Genomic DNA, 17,706 nt, shown 5'->3' on the forward strand with positions numbered 1-17,706 from the left:
AATATAAGCCCTATTGTCAACCGGAAGTTAATGTTTTGGTTGACAATAGGGCTTATATTGGTTTACAATACCAATATAATTTACATATCGGAGGTTAACCAATGAAAGCAAAACATATTATTTTTGCAGGATTATTTGCCGCTTTGACGGCTATAGGCGCGTTTATAAGGATTCCTTTACCATATGTCCCCCTGACACTTCAGGTGTTCTTCTGCCTGCTTTCAGGCATCCTGCTGGGGGCCAGGCTGGGCTTGCTCTCCCAGATAGTCTATATTGCAGTAGGACTGATTGGTCTGCCGGTTTTCACGGCGGGAGGAGGCCCCGGCTATGTTCTCAACCCAACTTTCGGTTATCTGGCAGGTTTGATTGTCTGTGCCTTTGTAACAGGAAAGCTCTCTGAGCGCCTGACAAAACTCTCGGTTTTAAAGCTATTTTTGATTAATATTTTCGGTGTTCTGATAATATATGCCATAGGAGTTCCCTACCTGTATTTGATAAAGAATCTCTACCTGGGAGCTGAAACTCCTTTGTCAAAGGTACTGTACGGGGGATTTCTGTTGACGGTGCCCGGTGATATTCTAAAGAGCTATCTTGCGGCTCTTATTGGAGTCAAACTGATTCCGGCTGTTAAAGACATAATTAACAGATAAATAAAAGAAGTAATGAATATGCAAAGTTAAATGGAGTGCTGTAAAATGAAAGTAATTTCATTCTGCAGCACTCCATTTAACTTGTTGGTTTAACCGATTTTTTTCTACGGTTTATAAACATAAGTTAAAAAATGAACCATTTTAGCACTTCTTGTCTCATATATTATGTGTTAACACATGTTAAGGAATAACAAAGGGGATGATTACTTGCAACTAAATGACATTGTAAATCACTGCCGGATGGGTGATTTAGAATGCTTCGAGGAACTATACAAACTATATTACAATAAGGCCTATGGAACAGCCTATATTATTTCAGGGCAGAAAAATATTGCCGAGGACATCGTACAAGAGGCGTTTATTATTTGCTATAGGTCTATCAAACATATAAAGAATCCTCAAACCTTCAATACCTGGTTTTACAGAATTGTAGTAAGAGCAAGCTGGCGAATTACTAAAAAGCAGAAAAATTCATATGTTGAAAGTTTTTCTGCCAATTTAGATTGCGGTGACCCAGTCAAGAGTAATGAATATAATCCGTTTGATTTAATAACCGGTAAACTGCTGATACGCCAGAAGATACAAACACTAAAATTACCGCTGAAAACGGTACTGATTTTATATTACTACAATGATATGTCGGTTAAGGAAATTTCAAAGGTATTGGATTGTTTTGAGGGCACAGTTAAGTCAAGGCTCTTTAAGGCACGCAAAATTTTAAAAAAAGAGCTTTCCTCCTACTATGAGGATGTGGGTAAAAGTCTGGATTTGATGGAAGGTGAGGCGTAAATTATGGAAGAATTAGATGTTTTATTAAAAGATATTCTAGAGGAAGATGTGAATACTTCCGACAGGGATATTAATAATAATTTTTTAAAATTAAAAAAGATTTTAGTTAAAAGCAATAAGAAAAGGGACTTTTGGTTCAGCTTCAGTTGTATAGACTTTAAAAGGGTGGTCACCATTGCGGTTTGCAGTATTTTATGTGCAATCACAATTTTAATAAGTTCCTCAAGTACTGTCAGGGCCTCTGCACTGAATGCTTTAAACGGCATAAAAACGATTTTTGTTGTTGAAGGAAGCGGTAATGATGTAAAAATAGTTCAAAAACCGGCCGATGAAGACTATTTTACAATATCTGAGGGATATAATACTGCAAAAAGTGATGCTGAATTAGGCGAAATAATCGGTTATAAGGTAATGTATCCGGAAACGCTGGCTGGTTTTGACCTTGAATGCCGCGCTCTCCATGCAGCCTTGTGGAAGAAACTTTCCTATGACTCTATACCCAAAATAAGGCAGCAACTTAATAAAGCAATTGTAAATCAACAGGAATTCTCAAAATTAGCCGGTTATTCTCCGTTCAGGTTTGTTTCGGGGAGCTATAAAAAAGGGAATAAAAGCATTTATATCTATGCATTTCCGGAACAGTTCAGCACCCCGCCTGACTGTAAAAAGGCAGAAGAAATTATAATAGGTGATATAAAAGGGTTTTGGTGCGAGACCATATTTGCCGACTATCCTGAAAAAGCCGGTGAGGCAAATATGTCGGTCAAACCTGATATTGAAGACACCTCTTTGCTTTACTGGGTAAACAATAATGTTTATTATACCTTGACATCACTTGCCGGAGATGACTTTTCCAAAGAAGATGCTGTCAGGCTGGCTTCAAAATTTCAAGCCGCACAACCATGACGGGACAACAGCAGGTTATTTCTAGACTCAATTTGCTGTAAATTCAAATTCACTGAAAGAGCAGGCTGCCAGATTGTATTTTCTGGGATGAGTAAGACCACTATTTAAATATTTTTATTATTTGGTATAATAACTTAGACACTACAATTAAAGCTGTAGCTTAATTAAAATACTTATACGAAAAAGCAGGGGTAAAATAATAGTATGCCGGATAATGATACATACAAAAATTTTAATATACTGGCACCTGATCAAATAGCTGAGCAGACGGTTGAAAACGGATATAAAAAAGCCAATACCAGGGTCTCCAGACTTTTTGTACTCGGAATACTTGCGGGGGCCTTCATTGCGTTTGCCTCGGAAGGCTCGAATGCCGCAATATACAACATCCCCTGGGCGGGTGTCGGTAAAACTCTGGCAGGAGCAATATTTACAACAGGGCTTATGATGGTGATTGTTGCGGGAAGCGAGCTCTTTACCGGAAATACCCTGATGGTGGCCGCCCTGGCTCAAAAGAGAATAACTCTCGGGAGTATGCTGAAGAACTGGATTACGGTATATGCAGGTAACTTTATGGGAGCGGTGCTGATAGCCTGGCTTGTTTTCATGTCGGGGCAGCTTGACTTCACAGGAGGACTCCTGGGCGGCTTCACTATCAAAACCGCAGCCTATAAGGTATCCCTGAGTTTTTCAAAAGCCTTTATCATGGGCATATTGTGTAACTGGCTGGTATCTCTGGCAGTATGGATGGCCTATGGTTCAAAGGATATGACGGGAAGGCTTCTGGCCATATTCTTCCCCATATGGCTGTTTATAACCTCAGGCTTTGAGCACTGTGTGGCAAACATGTACTATATTCCGGCGGGTATACTTGCAAAGTCCAATCCGGAATGGGTTAAAAATGCCATTTCCCTCGGGGTAACACCCGAAAAGATAAGTCATCTGACCTGGGGCAGCTTTTTCACCCACAACCTGATTCCAGTCACTCTGGGAAATCTTGTGGGAGGAGTCGTATTTACCGGAATGGCATACTGGTTTGTCTACCTGTTCAGAAAGAACTAGAGGCTTGTAACATCTGAATTCATACACTGCCGGCGGTTAAAATCCTCCGGTACAATACATTTGATATATTAAATGCCAGGGCGCGGAAACAGTGGAATTATGGACTTGTTTCGGCGCCTTTTGTCATGTTTGCATGAATAAATGAAGTATATATGTTAAAATAATAAAGAGCATTTAGTATTGTTGGAAATTTAATAGATTGAGAGGTTTACACATAGATGGGAAAAACTTTAGTACTTGCCGAAAAACCTTCGGTTGCCAGGGATCTGGCAAAGGTTTTAGGCTGCAATCAAAATGGAAACGGCTGTATCATGGGTTCAAAATATATTGTGACCTGGGCGCTGGGCCACCTTGTGACTCTGGCAGATCCGGAAGCTTATGGCAATAAGTATAAGGCCTGGAACCTGGAGGATCTGCCCATGCTTCCCAACAAAATGGAACTGGTTGTCATAAAGCAGACCTCAAAACAGTTTGGTGCCGTAAAGGCCCTTATGCACAGGGAGGATGTTGACGAGCTGGTAATTGCCACAGATTCGGGGAGAGAGGGAGAGCTTGTCGCCAGGTGGATAATCCTCAAGGCCGGCTTCAAAAAGCCTATAAAACGGTTATGGATCTCCTCCCAGACAGACAAGGCCATCAGGGAGGGTTTTGCAAATCTGAAGCCGGCGCGGGAGTACGACAATCTTTTCTACTCGGCTCAGAGCAGATCGGAAGCCGACTGGCTGGTAGGCCTCAACGTGACCAGGGCGCTCACCTGCAAATACAATGCCCAGCTGTCTGCCGGGAGAGTACAGACTCCCACGCTTGCCATGATTGTGGCGCGCGAGGAGGAAATCAGAAAATTCGTTCCGAAGGACTACTGGACCATTACGGCGCAATTTAACGGCTTTACGGTTCAGTGGCAGGACAGGGCTACAAACCAGACCCGTACCTTCAGCAAAGAACAGGCAGACGGAATTGTCAGGAAAATAACCGGACAGACCGGTGAGATTGTTGAAGTCAGGAAGGATATGAAGAAGGAACTGCCGCCTTTGGCCTATGACCTTACGGAATTGCAGAGGGATGCCAACAGAAAGTATTCCTATTCCGCAAAGCAGACCTTGAATATAATGCAGAAGCTGTATGAGACCCACAAGCTGGTCACATACCCCAGAACTGATTCCAGGTATATAACCGAGGATATTGTGCCCACACTTGCAGAAAGGTTGAGAAGTATTGCAGTGGGACCATATGCCAGACCGGTGCAGGGTATTCTGAGGAACAAACTCAGTGTGACAAAGCGCTTTGTTGACAACAGCAAGGTTTCGGATCATCATGCCATCATACCTACTGAGCAGTATGTCAACCTGTCTGCTCTCAGCACCGAGGAAAGAAACATTTACGATTTGATTGTAAAGCGCTTCATAGCAGTTCTCAGCAGCCCCTTTGAGTATGAGCAGACCACCGTAAGGCTCGACCTGGCAGGAGAAAACTTTACCGCCAGGGGCAAAATAGTCAGGGCCTGGGGCTGGAAAACAGTTTACGAGGGCTTTGGAAAGCTGGAGGAAGACGGTGAGGAAGAGGAGGATGACCAGTCACTGCCTGAGATTCAAAAAGGGCAAAAAGCAAAGGTGCTCTCTCCTAAAGCAGTAAACGGAAAGACAAAGCCTCCTGCAAGGTATAACGAGGCCACACTGCTGTCAGCTATGGAGCACCCGGGAAAGTTTGTTGACAACAAGGCCCTGAAGGAAACCCTGGAAAGCACCAGTGGTTTGGGAACTCCTGCCACAAGGGCCGATATAATTGAGAAATTGTTCAATACCTTCTATATAGAGCGCAGAGGAAAGGAAATCCACCCCACTTCAAAAGGGATTCAGCTTGTGGGCCTTGTTCCGGAGGATCTCAAATCACCAGAGCTCACAGCAAAGTGGGAGCAGCAGCTTGCGCTGATAAGCAAAGGCAGGGTGAGCTCGGCTGCATTTGTGGGTGATATGAAGAGCTATGCCTCAAAACTGGTAGGTGCGGTAATAGCAAACTCGGAGCAGTTCAGGCATGACAACGTCACCAGGGAGAAATGCGCAGAGTGCGGGAAATATCTGCTGGAGGTTAACGGCAAGAAGGGTAAAATGCTGGTTTGCCCCGACAGGGAATGCGGTTACAGAAAAACGGTGACCCTGGTATCCAATGCCAGATGCCCCCAATGCCATAAGAAAATGGAGATCCGCGGGGAGGGTGACAACAAGTCTTTTTACTGCGCCTGCGGGTACAGGGAAAAGCTGGATGCCTTTAAAAAGCGCAAGGGAGACCAGGTGGACAAAAGAGAGGTTGCCAGGTTCATGAGTCAGCAGGATGCCGCAGAGCCTATTAATTCCGCACTTGCCGATGCACTGGCCAAGTGGAAGAAATAGTGACTATAAGTTAATGCGCGGACAAATCCATGGATTATATTAATTATAGTGCGCGAGTACAACATCAATAAGTGGATGCTCCATTAAAAGTACATGCCTGAAATTGTAGGCGAAACCCCAAGTGTTTTAGCTGGCAAATCGGCAGGAAGCCGATTTGAGCAGCAACCCGAGACACGATGTCGAGTGTTCTGCGACAGCAAAAACACTTGGGGTAAGCTGTACAAATTTCAGGTGTGTACTTTGTGAGCACCATTTATTGATGTTTGTACGGGAGCACCATAATAATATTTTTCTATGCATATTATTTTTTGGTTGCTTTTGCAATTGACAATGGCAACAAATTTATAGTATCATCTTAATAATTTACATAGGAATACTAGGAATTTATTGGTGCTTTAATAAGTATATATATAAATTAAAGGAGTAAATAAAATGAGCGTACATGATAAACTGGAAAATCTAAAAAATATAATAAAGAAGCGAAACAGTGCTGCCGTGGCTTTTTCAGGCGGTGTTGACTCAACCTTCCTGCTTAAGGTTTCAGCAGAGGTGCTCGGGGACAAGGTTGTAGCAATTACTGCTCATTCGTCGACCTACCCTGAAAGGGAATTGCGTGAAGCCAAGGAATTCGCCAAACAAAATTCAATCCGCCACAGGGTTATCATATCGGAAGAACTTGATGTGGAAGGGTTTTCGGATAATCCGGTCAACAGGTGCTACCTTTGTAAAAACGAGCTTTATGAAAAAATAAAGGCAGTTGCCGATGAAGAGGGTATGGAGTATATTTTTGAAGGTTCGAATGTGGACGACCTGGGTGATTTCAGACCCGGAATGCAGGCTGTACGCGAACATGGAGTAATCAGCCCCCTGAAGGAAGCACAGCTGACAAAGGAAGAAATACGGACCCTCTCAAAGGAAATGGGACTTAATACCTGGGATAAGCAGGCATTTGCCTGTCTGTCCTCAAGATTTCCCTACGGAGAAAAAATCACTAAGGAAAGACTTCAAATGATAGACCGGGCAGAGCAATTTTTGCTGGATTTAGGCTTTAAACAGGTAAGGGTAAGATTCCACAAGGATATTGCCAGAATAGAAGTAACTCAGGATAGCTTTGAAAAAATAATTGAACCTGCCACAAGGGAAAAAATATATACGGAATTCAAAAACATAGGTTTTATGTACACAGCTCTGGATTTAAAGGGATACAGGACTGGAAGCATGAATGAAGGACTGAGCCAGGAAGAAAAGAAATGATCCGGAGGTATGTATGGAACCAAATGACTGTCAAAACACAACACAAATGGATACCAAAGTAGTGCATGGCTGCAAAGGTTATGATTCACATACCGGTGCCATAAGCTTTCCGATATATCAGAGTGCCACCTTCAGGCATCCGGGATTGAGCCAGACAACCGGTTACGATTACTCCAGACTTCAGAATCCGACCCGTGAAGAATTGGAAAACACAATGGCCATATTGGAAAACGGCAAATATGGTTTTGCTTTTTCCAGCGGCATGGCTGCCATATCTTCGGTACTAAAAATGTTTTCTCCCGGACAGCATATAATTGTTTCGGATGATCTCTACGGGGGCACTTACAGAATATTTGAAGAGGTTTACAAAAACTACGGGCTGGAGTTCAGCTATGTGGACACCAGCGGAATAGAAGCCATAGAAAAGGAATATAAGGCCAATACGGCGGCTGTTTTTATAGAGACACCTACAAATCCCATAATGAAAGTGGCCGATATAGGTTTGATCGCCCAATTGGCCAAGTCCAGGAATTCCTTGTTCATAGTGGATAACACTTTTCTGACTCCGTATTGCCAGAGACCTTTGGAGCTGGGGGCGGATATTGTTATTCACAGCGGAACAAAATATCTGGGAGGCCATAACGATACTCTGGCAGGCTTTGTGATCCTGGAAGACGATGTTTTGGCAGAAAAGCTGAAGCTTATTCAGAAATCCGAGGGTGCGGTACTGGCACCCTTTGACAGCTGGCTGCTGCTGAGAGGGATAAAAACACTGGGCATAAGACTTGACAGGCAGCAGCAAAACGCCATGGAACTTGCCAAGTGGCTGAAAGAAAATAAAAATGTAAAAAGGGTATATTATGTGGGCCTGCCGGAGCACGAAGGTTATGAAATATCCTTAAGGCAGGCTTCGGGATTCGGTGCCATGATCTCCTTCGAGGTGGCCTCGGCTGAGCTGGTGGAAAAGGTACTCGGCAGGATAAAGGTCATCATGTTTGCGGAAAGCCTGGGAGGAGTGGAGAGTCTGATAACCTACCCAATGCTGCAGACACATGCTGCGGTACCCGAAGAGATCCGGAACAGGCTGGGTGTAAATGACAGGCTGCTGAGACTTTCAGTGGGGATCGAAAATGTTAAGGACCTGATAGCCGATCTGGAACAGGCGCTGGAATAAGAGACAAATTGAGAGAAGAGTAAGAAAAGAGTGATAAAAGGCAGTAAACCATAAATTTAAATGTGAATAGATATAAACAAAAAAGCAGGCATAATAAATATGCCTGCTAAATATATCTGCTAAATGTAAAACATAAATTCTTCTCCGCTTTTTGCCTTGTCAGCTTCGGCAACAAGGTCGCTCAGGGTAACTTTTCCCAAGGTGGTAACCACAGCATTGTCCAGGTTATCCCATATAAGATTTTTTAAAGAACTCTCGATTTCCATTGCTTCATCCGAAACGGAACGCTCTGTTTTTTCAAACAGGCTTATTTCAACAGCCTGCAATATTTCCAGAACAGTAATCTTTTCAGATGGCTTTGAAAGCTGGTAGCCACCCTGTGAACCTTTTATGGATGTGACAAGCTTTGATCTTTTCAGCAGGGAAAAGACCTGTTCAAGATATATTTTTGAAATACCCAGTTTTTCCGCAATGCTTATAACTGTAACAAACTCACCGGTACTTCCCAGCTGGGCAACGCTGATCATTGCTGCGAGGCCGTACCTGCCCTTTGATGAAATCCTCATATATTCTCCATTTCCGGCATGGATGATTTATGCCGTATTCCAGCAGTCTGTAAAGGATGGATTCATATATTGCCGGCGGTTAAATTTTTCCGGGACAATAGACGTTTTAATATTACAGTCTGCTTAGTAATATTTATTATTAAGTATGCTCATAATTATGGAATATTATGTCATAGTAATTATATATGTTTTATTAAATCATATATAATTATATGTGTCAACTCCTTTTAAACTGATTACATTGACAAACTGGTTCATCCCAAATATACTTTTATTTGGGGAATTCACACTTATCATAGTATTCATATATGATTTATAAAAAACATATTGACAAATATTTGTTGGTAATCTATACTAAAGAAAACCGACAGAAAACATATATGAATTATATGGATACTTTAAGCTTGTGGTAATTTATAATATGTTTGCTTATCCGGCTACTTCAAAACCAGTCATCTATTGTTTTATATGGCGGTTTTGGCGTGCTTATGAGTACTGGAGGTTGTATGCATACGAAAAACAATATCATAGAAATCAAATCGCTGACAAAGATATTCCATACAAAGGAAAGAGAAGTAAAAGCCCTGGAGAATATCGACCTTTCCATAGGGGAAGGCGCGGTTTATGGAATCATTGGAATGAGCGGGGCTGGTAAAAGTACCCTGGTACGGTGTATAAACTACATTGAGCGGCCCACAAGCGGAACAATAGTAGTGGACGGAAAAGACCTGTCTCGGCTGAATGAAAGAGAGTTGAGGGAAGTCAGGAGGTCCATGGGAATGATCTTTCAGCAGTTTAATCTGCTTATGCAGAGAACGGCTGAGGAGAACATTACTTTTCCGCTTGAAGTTTCGGGGATGAAAAAAAATGAAGCAAGGATGAGAGCAAAAGAGCTTCTGGAAATAGTCGGGTTATCCGACAAGGCGGCTGCATATCCCTCCCAGCTTTCGGGCGGACAGAAGCAGAGAATAGCAATAGCCAGGGCATTAGCTACAAATCCCAAGGTGTTGCTGTGTGATGAGGCCACTTCGGCACTGGATCCCTCAACCACCAAATCGATTCTTGAACTTTTGAGGGATATAAATAAAAGGCTGGGAATCACAATAGTGATAATAACTCATGAGATGAGTGTTATAGAGCAGATCTGTACACATGTGGCCATAATCGACGAAAGCGGGATTGCTGAAACAGGAGCGGTTTCGGAAGTGTTTTCACATCCAAAGACTGCCGCTGCTCAAAGACTTGTATTTCCGGACGGAAAAAGGATTAGCCAGCTTATAGGAAGGCGCTGCTGCAGAATTGTATTTGAAGGCAGTTCCTCCTTTGACCCGGTTATATCAAGGATGATCCTTGAATGTAAGGCCCAGGTGAATATATTGTTTGCCGATATGAAGGATATTGACGGGAAGGCATTCGGACAGCTGGTATTACAGCTGCCCCAGGAGGACGAAGTATCCGACAGGATAATCCGTTACCTGCAATCTCAGGATTTATCAGTTGAGGAGGTAAACGGATATGTGGGATAGTTCAACCATTACCATGATTTTGGTGGGTCTTTTGGAAACCCTGTACATGACACTGTTTTCCACTTTGCTTGCTTACGTGCTCGGGCTCCCTCTGGGAGTATTGCTGGTGACCAGTGAGAAAGACGGAATAATGCCGCTGCCGAAACTGAATAAGGTCCTGAATTTCATAGTAAATATTTTACGTTCGGTGCCTTTTCTCATTTTACTTATAGCCGTTATACCTTTTACACGGTTCATCATCGGGACAACGATCGGTTCAACAGCTACCGTGGTTCCGCTTGTAATAGCGGCAGCACCGTTTATAGCCAGATTGGTTGAGTCCTCCATCAAGGAGGTTGACAAGGGAGTTATAGAAGCGGCCGTTTCAATGGGCTGCAGTCCTTTTCAGATAATATACAAGGTAATGATACCCGAAGCGGTGCCCTCCCTGATAGTAGGGGCGGCAATAGCCACAACCACCATATTGGGTTACAGTGCCATGGCAGGTATAGTCGGGGGAGGCGGTCTGGGTGATATAGCCATCCGGTTCGGCTACTACAGATATCAGAAGGACATTATGATAGTCACTGTTGCGCTGCTTGTAGTTGTTGTACAGGTGGCACAGGAAGTTGGGATGCTGATCGCCAGGAAGCGCGACAAGCGGAAGTGATAAACAAAGCAATAAACAAAATTGCATTGGCATAAAAATAAAACATAAAAATTAGGGGGACAACAAAATGAAGAGAAGATTATTGGCTCTGGTTTTAACATTAAGTTTTATAGCAGCCGGAGTTTTATCAGGCTGCGGTTCACAAACCAAAAAGCTGGTCGTGGGAGCGTCACCTTCCCCACATGCCGAAATACTTAAGCAGGTTGTGGATGATTTGAAGGGAAAGGGAATAGAACTCGAAATCAAGGAATTTACCGATTACGTTCAGCCGAATCTGGCTTTACAGGACAAAAATCTGGATGCAAACTACTTCCAGCACAAGCCGTATCTTGATGATTTCAATGTAAAAAACAAGACCGATCTGGTATCGGCGGGAAATATCCACTATGAGCCGCTTGGCTTATATCCGGGCAAGGCAAAATCACTTGATGCCATAGCAGACGGAGCAACCATTGCAGTACCAAATGATACCACAAATGAAGCGAGAGCACTTCTGCTGCTGGAAACCATAGGACTGATAAAAGTTAAGCCTGATGCAGGTTTGAATGCCACAGTAAAGGATATTACAGAAAATCCTAAAAATATTCAGGTAAAGGAACTTGAAGCTGCACAGCTTGCAAGATCATTGCCTGATGTGGATCTGGCGGTCATAAACGGAAACTATGCCATAGAAGCGGGCTTTAATGCTGCTACTGACGCATTGGCAAAGGAAGAGGCGGATTCTGTTGCAGCCCAGACTTTTGCCAATATAATAGCCGTGCGCAAGGGCGACGAGAACAGGGAAGACATCAAGGCTTTGATAGAAGCATTGCAGAGCGAAAAGGTAAAGAAATTTATTGAAGAAAAATACAAGGGTTCGGTTGTCGCAATATTTTAATTGACCCGATAATATCTGAAAAGAGCTCGCTAATTGTGTTTTAAGTTAGCTTGCTCTTTTTTGTTTGCCGAAACTTAAAGTCAATTCCGGTATTTATATTGCCAAAGATCATGAAGGTTGTTAATATAAAACTATTATAGAATTTTATTACATATTATTAACCGAGGAATTTATCATTTGCTATAATAGAAAGGTAGAAAATTGCAGTTGAAAAAGCTCCAATACTAAAATAACGAATGTGCTGTTTATATTATCCGGGGCATTTCTTTTACCGGCGATACTGGCGTTTTTGCTTTGAAGTGAAATTGTTTAGATGAGAAGCCGTATTGCCTTTTCCATTAGTTTGGCTAACTCATCCGGAGTTTTTTCAGCACCTTCATTTAACCATAAAGTGAGTATTCTTCCAAAGCCTCCAATACTGAAAGTCAAAGCAATGCGGGCCAATTCAATATCATAGCCAACTGAGGGTCCTCTTAACTCCAGATGGAGCGGAAGGAGAAATGCATCCATTTCTTTTATAAAAAGCTCCATGATATGATGTTGATTGATTAAAAAAAGAAAGTCCAAGTGTCCCTGCATGGTGGAAAAAAATATATTCGCTATGATTGTGCGGCATCTGTAATGTTTTGAATGGATATTTCTTCATATGGTTTTGCCCGCATCAATTGAAAAAGAGATTCTTTCATCCATTTTTGCGATTGCTGTGCTTTAGTATTCCCCTTATTTTTACAAGCCATTTTCAGCTTCCTTTCATCGTCACAATTTTACCGATATGTAGCGATTGAGCCATATATCTTGACGCTGTTATACCATCTTATTATACTTAAAAATGAAATAGACGCAAGTGTGACGATTTTAAAAGAGGTTGCTTTATGAAAAATTTATCTATGGAAGTTATTTCTTTTGCATTACCTATCATTTTTATGCTCCATGATTTTGAAGAGATCATAATGGTGGATGTTTGGCAAAGAAAATATAAGAAATTACTGGAGATTTCGGCATCAAAGCCGTTTGCACATTGGGTATCAACGGATTCAGGAGCTGTCGCCGTTTTAATCGAATTTTTGATTCTGTTGGCAGTATCACTTATTTCTATTTTTTTTCAAAAATATTTGATTTGGTATGGCGTATTCTTTGTCTTCATTATCCATTTTATTATTCATTATATTTTAAGTTTCCGTTTCCATCACTACACACCGGGCGTTACAACAGCCGCTGTTTTTATGCCGTTATGTCTGTTCATTCTATATGACTGTACAAGGCAATTGCCGTATGGAATAGGTACACTGGTTATTACTTGCTTTGTGAGCCTGAGCATATTTATTTTATTTTTTAAATGGTTGACAAAAATGATTCAGACTTTTGGAAAGTGGCTGTCTTTATATGCAAGCAAAGAGAAATGAGTATTGTTTAAGTATAACTTATTATTTTGTGAGTGGGGTGAAGCTATGCCATATATAAAGCTGCATCAAATAAAACAATTGGATTTTCAAATAAACCGCATCTTGATGTATGGAGATTGTGCCTGTAATTTTGAGGAAGTTAAAAATGCAGCCTCCAATATTACAGATTTGGATACATGGAATAAGATGTGGTATGCGCTTGGAGAGCAGGCCGAGAGTGAAAACCGCATATTACATGCCGCATATTACTATCGATTGGCCGAATTTTTTCTGCGTGATAGCGCCGAAAAACAGGAAATGTATCGGAGAAGCATTAAAAATTTTCATAAGGTTATCGGCACTGATAAAGCGATGGATATTGAATATGTACCATATCAGGGTGCTGCAATGAAAACGTTCATATTCAAATCCCATAGCGCGAAAGGCAATCTGATTGTATTTGGCGGATATGATTCCTTTATAGAGGAATTTTACCTGGCAGTCAAAGAGTGGGCAAATTGCGGCTATAATGTTTATCTCTTTGAAGGCCCGGGTCAAGGTGAGACCCTTAAAAAAGGACTTACTTTTGAGCCGGAGTGGGAGAAGCCTGTAGGCGCGGTTATAGATTATTTTAAGCTGAGGGATATAGGCGTAATTGGCATTTCATGGGGAGGATATCTGGCTTTACGTGCCGCCGCTTTTGATAAGCGGATTACAAGAGTAGTGGCTTACGACATTCTCTATGATGGCTTCGATTGTATGACAAACCCTATTGCAAAAAGGACAAAATCAATTCTTGATTTTTTGTTCAAAATAAGGGTGAAGCCTGTTATTAACCTTATAATTCACTCTTTGATGAAAAAGGAATTAATTATTAATTGGGCGGTTTCTCATGGGCAATATATCACCGGAACAGATAATCCCTATGATTTTTATTGCCACCTGATGCGTCATTCATTAAAAGGAATTATGGAAAACATTCAGTGTGATGTATTACTGCTTGCAGGAGAACGCGACCATTATGTACCGGCCTCTCATTATGACATCTTAATGCAGGGACTAACAAAGGCAAAAACTTTGTCCGGCAGGGTTTTCATGGCAGCCGAAGGTGGTGCGGAGCATTGTCAGGTCGGAAATCATCGTCTGGCTTCAGACTATATTATGGATTGGTTGAATAGTTTTCAGGTTCAATAATGACATGAAAAATCCTCCCAGGCAGCAATTATTCCAGTTACTGCCTGGGAGGATCGGTATTACTTTTGGCTGTCCTTCATTGCCTTTTCCGCATAGGTATTATTAACAACTTTATCATAAGGTGCTTTTTGCTTCAATTGTCCTGCCTCATCCATAACGGTCTGCAGCAGTTCAAAGGAGGATTCCTTCATAACCGGGTCTTTGGACCAGGCGTCTATATCCTTATATCTCTTTGCCACTGTCTCCAATATTGCGGTATCGGTATCGGGGAACGAGGGCTTTATTGTTTCGGCTATCTCTTTCGGTGAATGGGAATCAACCCACTGCTGCCCCCTGTATATGGCTTCGGTGAATTTTTGAACCGTATCCCTGTTTTTTTCTATGTAGTCTTTTTGGCAAAGTATGCAGTATAGGGGATTTCACCGCTTTCCTGGCCCACTGAAGCCAGAATATAGCCCCTTCCTTCTTTTTCAAGCATGGAGGCTGTGGGCTCAAAAAGTGTTACATAATCGCCCTTGCCGCCTGTGAAGGCTCCTGCCATCAATGCAAACTGTATGCTGGTATCGACCTCCACATCTTTTCCCGGGACAAGCCCGTTTTTGTTGAGAACATATTCCACCGTCATTTCGGGTACGCCGCCCTTACGGCCGCCGATTACATTCCTACCCTTCAGGTTGCTCCATTTAAAGCCGGCATCGGGATTTCTTCCTACAAGGAAGGAACCGTCCCTTTTTGTTAATTGTGCAAAGACCACAGCGTAATCTTCCTTGCCTTCGTTATAGACGTATATGCTTGCTTCGGGGCCTGCCAGGCCGATTTGGCACTGACCCGACAAAATTGCGGTCATGACCTTGTCGGCTCCCTGACCGTTCTGTAATTCCACATCGAGACCAACGTCATTGAAAAAGCCTTTGTTGATTGCGATGTATTGAGGTGCGTAAAATACCGAATGAGTCACTTCACTTAATACTATTTTTGTCTTCTGTTTGTCTGCTCCGCATGAGCACAGTACAAGTGCCGCGCATAGAAGCACTGCCGTAATGAGACAAAACCTTTTCAAACTGACCTCCAATCTGCATGCCTTTGCGGCATGCTTCCACCGGGTGATATTACTTTATATATGGCTCTTTATAAAAAGCTGCTGAAGGAGAACTACGGCTTTATACATTATTCCTGCCGCAATACAGAGTATTATTACACTGGCCATGACCAGATCCAGCTGGAAAACCTGCCCGCCATAAACGATAAGGTAGCCCAGGCCCGATTTCGACACCAGAAATTCCCCCACAATAACGCCAACCCACGAGAGGCCCACGTTAATCTTCAGGGAGCTGATTATGACGGGCAGATTTGCCGGTAAAACAACTTTTGTAAAAATTTGAAGCCTTCCGGCACCAAAAGTTTTAACAAGCTTTATCTGCTCTTCATCGGTTGCCAGGAAGCCGTTAAGCACCTCAAGGATGGATACTATTAAAGATATTGCCAGGGCTATTACAATGATTGAGGTGGTTCCTGCACCAAACCACACAATAAATATGGGACCCAGCGCTATTTTAGGCAAACTGTTCAAAATGACCAGATAGGGTTCCAGAACCTTTGACAGAAACTCCGACCACCACAGGATAATGGCTATGGCGGTTCCCAGCAGAGTGCCTGAAATAAAGCCTACGATTGTTTCAAAACAGGTAACGCCTATATGCTGGAAAAGTTGTCCTTCATTGTACAATCTTATGATTGTATTAACAATCCTGGATGGCTGGCTTGTTATAAAGGGGTCGATTAATTTCAGACGGGCGCAGATTTCCCACTGGGCTATAAATACAATCAGGAGCATTATTTGTGTAAGGCTGATTAGAAATTTTTTTCTTTTGCGTGCTTTTAAGTATTGGATTCTTTCCTTTGAAGGATTAATTTCAATATGTTTAGACATGTACATCCAGCTCCTTCCATATGGTATTGAAATAATGCCTGAATTCAGGAGCTTCCCTGCTGCAAAAAGGAGTCCTTTTTTCACAGGTCAGTTTTATATTGTGTATGCTCTTGATAGTTGCCGGTCTGCTGGACAGAACAATTACCCGGTCGGCCATGCTGATGCTTTCGGCAATGTCGTGGGTAACAAGAATGGCGGTTTTGTTTTCCTTTTTGATGATTGAATAAATATCGTCTGCAACTGCAAGTCTTGTCTGATAATCCAGAGCCGAAAAAGCCTCGTCCAGGAGAAGAATTTCAGGTTTGAGAGCCAGGGTTCTTATGAGGGCCGCCCTCTGCCTCATACCTCCCGAGAGCTGTGAAGGATACTTGTTTCTGAATTCATACAGACCATAGGTTTTCAACAGGTTGTTAACGTACTCAATATTGTCATTTGTTTTTATTTTTCGTATTTCAAGGCCCAGCATAACATTCTGAAGAATTGTCCTCCATTCAAAGAGATAATCCTTCTGCAGCATATAGCCGACTTTCTCGCAGGTACCTGATATTTCTTTTCCATTTATGGCGATACTGCCGGAGGATGGCTTCAAAAGCCCTGCAATGATGGACAACAAGGTGGATTTTCCGCAGCCGCTTGGTCCCACAATACAAATGAACTCACCCTTTACTATCTTAAGATTGACATTGGTGATGGCAGGTATTTCGCCATTGGGTGACTGGTAGTTCATAGCGATATTATTAATTTCAACTATGTAAGACAACGTATAACATCTCCTGCCACGAATTGAACGCTAAATTATTTCTAATATATTATATAAATTGAGGGCGGATTTGGTTAAAGCTTTTGGATTTGTTTTTTGAGGATATGAGGTTATAAAGAGAGGACTTGATTTTGCTTTACTTTTGTAATTTTTTTATATCAAATGGTAACTTCCGTACTAACTTCATGAAATAAGGCTGCACCCAAAACAATTGCGGTAAATTGTTTTTAACCGTGCATCTTATTTCATGAAGTTGTCCTCGCGTTACCAGTTGATTCTGATTAAATTTATCTGTAAAGCAAAACAATATCAATATGTTTCCGCTTTTTTCTCCAGGGCTCTGTTGCGGTAGTATAAAACTATATCGGCCGAAACCATCAGGAGATTGATAATATACAATACCATTACTATATCTCTGCTGTACAATATTTTATGGACTATACCCGAAAGATAACCAAAAATAACTATGTAAAGGAACAGTACGCTCTTACCCTTTGTACTTTTGGAGGTATAGGATTTAAAAATTTGTGTGGGCCATGCGGCACCGAAACTCAGCAGCATAAGTGCTTCAAATATACTCATGTCATTTCCTCCCGGCAT

Annotated in this window: 18 protein-coding genes and 1 pseudogene; 12 read left to right on the top strand and 7 right to left on the bottom strand. The window is 42.1% G+C overall.

The features are described 5' to 3' along the window. Positions 1–101: 101 nt before the first annotated feature. From T344_RS0126430 to T344_RS0126460, 7 genes are all read left to right on the top strand, one after another. Positions 102–650 (top strand): biotin transporter BioY, encoded by a 549-nt coding sequence (locus tag T344_RS0126430; RefSeq protein ID WP_027631199.1) that lies wholly within the window; start codon positions 102–104, stop codon positions 648–650. Between the two features lie 207 nt (positions 651–857). Further along, positions 858–1,439, top strand: a complete 582-nt coding sequence (locus T344_RS0126435) for an RNA polymerase sigma factor (protein ID WP_027631200.1) — start codon at positions 858–860, stop codon at positions 1,437–1,439. A 3-nt stretch (positions 1,440–1,442) separates the two neighbouring features. Further along, positions 1,443–2,345 carry a hypothetical protein gene (locus T344_RS0126440; RefSeq protein WP_027631201.1) on the top strand — a complete coding sequence of 301 codons (903 nt, stop codon included), beginning with the start codon at positions 1,443–1,445 and terminating at the stop codon, positions 2,343–2,345. Between the two features lie 204 nt (positions 2,346–2,549). Beyond that, positions 2,550–3,407, top strand: coding sequence for a formate/nitrite transporter family protein (locus T344_RS0126445; RefSeq protein WP_034863297.1), 858 nt, complete (start codon positions 2,550–2,552; stop codon positions 3,405–3,407). Positions 3,408–3,625: 218 nt separating this feature from the next. Further along, positions 3,626–5,794, top strand: coding sequence for a DNA topoisomerase III (locus T344_RS0126450; RefSeq protein ID WP_027631203.1), 2,169 nt, complete (start codon positions 3,626–3,628; stop codon positions 5,792–5,794). Between the two features lie 432 nt (positions 5,795–6,226). Next, positions 6,227–7,048, top strand: a complete 822-nt coding sequence (gene larE, locus T344_RS0126455; RefSeq protein ID WP_027631204.1) for an ATP-dependent sacrificial sulfur transferase LarE — start codon at positions 6,227–6,229, stop codon at positions 7,046–7,048. 13 nt (positions 7,049–7,061) lie between these two features. Continuing rightward, complete coding sequence (locus tag T344_RS0126460) at positions 7,062–8,222, top strand: trans-sulfuration enzyme family protein (protein WP_027631205.1); 1,161 nt, start codon at positions 7,062–7,064, stop codon at positions 8,220–8,222. 119 nt (positions 8,223–8,341) lie between these two features. Here the strand turns inward: T344_RS0126460 and T344_RS0126465 are convergent, their stop codons facing one another. Further along, on the bottom strand, positions 8,342–8,788 hold the full coding sequence (locus tag T344_RS0126465; RefSeq protein WP_004627469.1) for an RrF2 family transcriptional regulator: 447 nt from the start codon (positions 8,786–8,788) through the stop codon (positions 8,342–8,344). Between the two features lie 506 nt (positions 8,789–9,294). On the opposite strand from T344_RS0126465, the gene T344_RS0126470 reads away from it, so the two are divergent. The 3 genes from T344_RS0126470 to T344_RS0126480 all read left to right on the top strand — a co-directional run bounded on the left by T344_RS0126470 (position 9,295) and on the right by T344_RS0126480 (position 11,840). Continuing rightward, a complete protein-coding gene (locus T344_RS0126470) occupies positions 9,295–10,314 on the top strand; it encodes a methionine ABC transporter ATP-binding protein (RefSeq protein WP_027631206.1) in 1,020 nt (339 codons plus the stop codon). Further along, on the top strand, positions 10,304–10,963 hold the full coding sequence (locus T344_RS0126475; protein WP_027631207.1) for a methionine ABC transporter permease: 660 nt from the start codon (positions 10,304–10,306) through the stop codon (positions 10,961–10,963). Before T344_RS0126470 ends, T344_RS0126475 begins: the two co-directional genes overlap by 11 nt. 67 nt (positions 10,964–11,030) lie before the next feature. Beyond that, positions 11,031–11,840 (top strand): MetQ/NlpA family ABC transporter substrate-binding protein, encoded by an 810-nt coding sequence (locus tag T344_RS0126480; protein ID WP_027631208.1) that lies wholly within the window; start codon positions 11,031–11,033, stop codon positions 11,838–11,840. A 309-nt stretch (positions 11,841–12,149) separates the two neighbouring features. Here the strand turns inward: T344_RS0126480 and T344_RS0126485 are convergent, their stop codons facing one another. Together T344_RS0126485 and T344_RS31100 are read right to left on the bottom strand one after the other, a co-directional pair. Further along, positions 12,150–12,350 (bottom strand): hypothetical protein, encoded by a 201-nt coding sequence (locus T344_RS0126485; protein ID WP_207641881.1) that lies wholly within the window; start codon positions 12,348–12,350, stop codon positions 12,150–12,152. A gap of 89 nt (positions 12,351–12,439) precedes the next feature. Next, positions 12,440–12,577 carry a hypothetical protein gene (locus T344_RS31100; RefSeq protein ID WP_154669480.1) on the bottom strand — a complete coding sequence of 46 codons (138 nt, stop codon included), beginning with the start codon at positions 12,575–12,577 and terminating at the stop codon, positions 12,440–12,442. A gap of 135 nt (positions 12,578–12,712) precedes the next feature. Between T344_RS31100 and T344_RS29410 the strand changes: the two genes are divergently transcribed. Both T344_RS29410 and T344_RS0126500 read left to right on the top strand, forming a co-directional pair. Continuing rightward, a complete protein-coding gene (locus tag T344_RS29410; protein ID WP_051572315.1) occupies positions 12,713–13,243 on the top strand; it encodes an HXXEE domain-containing protein in 531 nt (176 codons plus the stop codon). Positions 13,244–13,288: 45 nt separating this feature from the next. Then, positions 13,289–14,416 (top strand): alpha/beta hydrolase family protein, encoded by a 1,128-nt coding sequence (locus tag T344_RS0126500; RefSeq protein WP_027631210.1) that lies wholly within the window; start codon positions 13,289–13,291, stop codon positions 14,414–14,416. Between the two features lie 59 nt (positions 14,417–14,475). Here T344_RS0126500 and T344_RS29415 read toward each other — a convergent pair. The 4 genes and pseudogenes from T344_RS29415 to T344_RS0126520 all read right to left on the bottom strand — a co-directional run bounded on the left by T344_RS29415 (position 14,476) and on the right by T344_RS0126520 (position 17,688). Beyond that, a pseudogene (locus T344_RS29415) lies at positions 14,476–15,476 on the bottom strand (ABC transporter substrate-binding protein). A 54-nt stretch (positions 15,477–15,530) separates the two neighbouring features. Continuing rightward, positions 15,531–16,346, bottom strand: a complete 816-nt coding sequence (locus T344_RS0126510; protein WP_027631211.1) for an ABC transporter permease — start codon at positions 16,344–16,346, stop codon at positions 15,531–15,533. Beyond that, on the bottom strand, positions 16,339–17,106 hold the full coding sequence (locus T344_RS0126515; RefSeq protein ID WP_027631212.1) for an ABC transporter ATP-binding protein: 768 nt from the start codon (positions 17,104–17,106) through the stop codon (positions 16,339–16,341). The genes T344_RS0126510 and T344_RS0126515 overlap by 8 nt, the downstream gene beginning before the upstream one ends. Before the next feature lie 309 nt (positions 17,107–17,415). After that, positions 17,416–17,688 carry a hypothetical protein gene (locus T344_RS0126520; RefSeq protein ID WP_004627406.1) on the bottom strand — a complete coding sequence of 91 codons (273 nt, stop codon included), beginning with the start codon at positions 17,686–17,688 and terminating at the stop codon, positions 17,416–17,418. Between the last annotated feature and the right edge of the window lie 18 nt (positions 17,689–17,706).

Origin of the sequence: Ruminiclostridium cellobioparum DSM 1351 = ATCC 15832, assembly GCF_000621505.1 — a bacterium.
GTDB lineage: Bacteria > Bacillota > Clostridia > Acetivibrionales > DSM-1351 > Ruminiclostridium > Ruminiclostridium cellobioparum.